The following is a 2,361-nucleotide window of genomic DNA, read 5'->3' as shown; positions in this document are numbered from 1 at the left end:
AAATGCTGGCTTTAATATATAATTTTTGATATTTAATAACTTTAATGTAGTTATAGAATTCATTTAAGTTTTTATTTCTTTTATTAATCAATATACATTCGTTTATCATTCTTAACACGTTAAATAAACTTTTATTTTGGGTCGAATGTATAAAAATGAGTTTTTTTTAACGAAATTTTTATATGTGAGACCTAAAAAATAAAAGTTTATAGTGTCAAAGGATTGATAAACGGATGAATAAAAAGAATTAAATTAAAAAAAGATAAATTAAAATTTTTATAAGTTGGTTGTTAAATAAACACTTAAACAACGAAAACTGAACGCAAAATAATGTATTTTAATGTATAAAGTATTATAAGATTGAATTTTTTATAAATATAAATTAAAGGAGTATAAAAATGTTATTAAATTTAAACGATTACACTATGAATAAAAAAGATGTTAAATTGTCTTTTCATGCTCAAAAAACGTTTGATTTAATTAATGAAAAATTTATGAATAATAAATTTTTGAGTAATTTTGAAAGAGAACAAATTATCAAACATTATGAGAATAATTTATTTTTTTTCAAAACTACTGATTATGGTACAGGTGGTTTTTCGAAATTTTTTAGTTTGCATTTATATCGTCTTTTATCAGTTATGCAAAAAAATAGAGTTAAAAATTTATACGAAACAAAAGCGGCTTTTATTAATTATGAATTAAATTTAAAGGGAATTAATAAAATAACTACTTATTATGATTATGATTTAAGTAAATATGTTAATAATGTTGTTAATAATCAGCTTGCTTTATTATATTCCCAAGCTAAAAAGCAATTCCAAACGAGAAATAAACAAGAAATATTGATTTTTTTAGAAAAAACATATTTAGACAAAAATATTATTTTACCTAAAAATGCTTTAAAACAGTTATTTAATGATGATAAAAAATTACAAAAATTTTATGAAGATACTTGTTTTATCATTAATAATGATAAAAATAACAATTCTTTTTTAAACTCTTCTCTTAATTTAGAAAGTAAAATAGAAGATATTAAAAGAAATTTAAGACAATCTAAAACAAATGCTCGTTTTAAAGCTATTTATAATTTTGCTGAGGAACAAAAGATTAGTTGGTTAACGCTTACTTTACCACATCACAATGCTAACGGTTCTTTATCAAAAGAGGTTAAAAATTATGATCAAACACATCAATTAGTAAAAAAATTTATTAATAAATTACGCTATGAATATAGACAAATTTTACATCAAAAAGGTTTTACAAAAGATAAGATTATTAAATTTTTAAAAAAATTTAAATATTTTATTGCTTCACAAATACAAACTAAAAATAATAGGAATGTATGGCATTTTCATATTATGTTTAATATTGATTTATTAAAAATTTTTGGTTTTACTAATGAAATGATGTGTCAAAAAAAAGGTTTAATAAATAATTCAGAATTTTTAGAAAATAAAACATATTACGAGAAACATCAACATAGATATAATGATAAGAATGGTTGGAAAAAAGTTAAAAATAAAAATTTAATTATTCCTCATGTCTTTAAATTATGGGCTGATATTATTAATAATGAAAAAGGTTTATCTAATTTAAAAAGGTTAAATCCTCGTTCTCAAAATTTACAAGTTTTTAAAAATAATGCAAAAATTAAATTAGAAATAAATGAATGTCAATTGAAACAAAGTATTTGTAAAGAAGATAGTTCTTCTATTATTTCTAAATATGTTACTAAGTATGCTGAGTATGTTGGTAATGATAAAGAAATTAAAAAAATGATTTTACAAAAGAAAAATTATTTAACAAGTAAACGTCTATTTCAATTTTCTAAAAGTTGTCAAAAATTACCTATTACTAAAACTTTAAAATTTTTACCTTTTGATTTGCAACATCCTAAATATCAATTAACTAATTTGTATCTTAGTAATATTTTAAATTTTGATCCACAACATATGTTTTTTAAAATATTAAGAAATAATATTTTAGATATTAATGATAATTTATTTAAAGATAATAATAAATATTTACAAGCATTTAATAACAATAAACGTTTTATAGAAAATAAAAATAAATATATGTCGAAATATATTAAACAAAAAGGACAATTATCATTTTTTTATGGCATCATATTTTATGAAAAAAAATTATTCGATAATTATATTAATAGTTCAAAATATTTTAAAACATGTAATTTAATGAATAAATGTTTTAATTTAACTAAATTACAAGTCAAACAACCTTTTAAAAATAATTTAGATAAAAAAGTAAGATTTACTCATTTTAACAATTATATTAATCCTTTATATCAATATTTAAATTAATAATTTGTAATATTTAATATCAAGGTAGTTTTAATCA

The 2,361-nt window shown here is 18.6% G+C and carries 1 protein-coding gene; it reads left to right on the top strand.

Annotated features, from left to right (window positions below; all coding sequences use genetic code 11):
* The first annotated feature begins 398 nt into the window (after nucleotides 1-398).
* Nucleotides 399-2,324 (top strand): hypothetical protein, encoded by a 1,926-nt coding sequence (locus CPX_RS02765; RefSeq protein ID WP_053521628.1) that lies wholly within the window; start codon nucleotides 399-401, stop codon nucleotides 2,322-2,324.
* Nucleotides 2,325-2,361 lie beyond the last annotated feature (37 nt).

The organism is Candidatus Phytoplasma pruni (genome assembly GCF_001277135.1).
Lineage (GTDB): Bacteria > Bacillota_I > Bacilli_A > Acholeplasmatales > Acholeplasmataceae > Phytoplasma > Phytoplasma pruni.
The sequence above is the reverse complement of the archived record's forward strand: the minus strand, read 5'-3'. Positions and strand labels throughout refer to the sequence as shown.

Coding starts and splice junctions, on each gene's coding strand:
- CPX_RS02765 (WP_053521628.1), top strand. CDS start 399: ATGTTATTAAATTTAAACGATTACACTATGAATAAAAAAGATGTTAAA.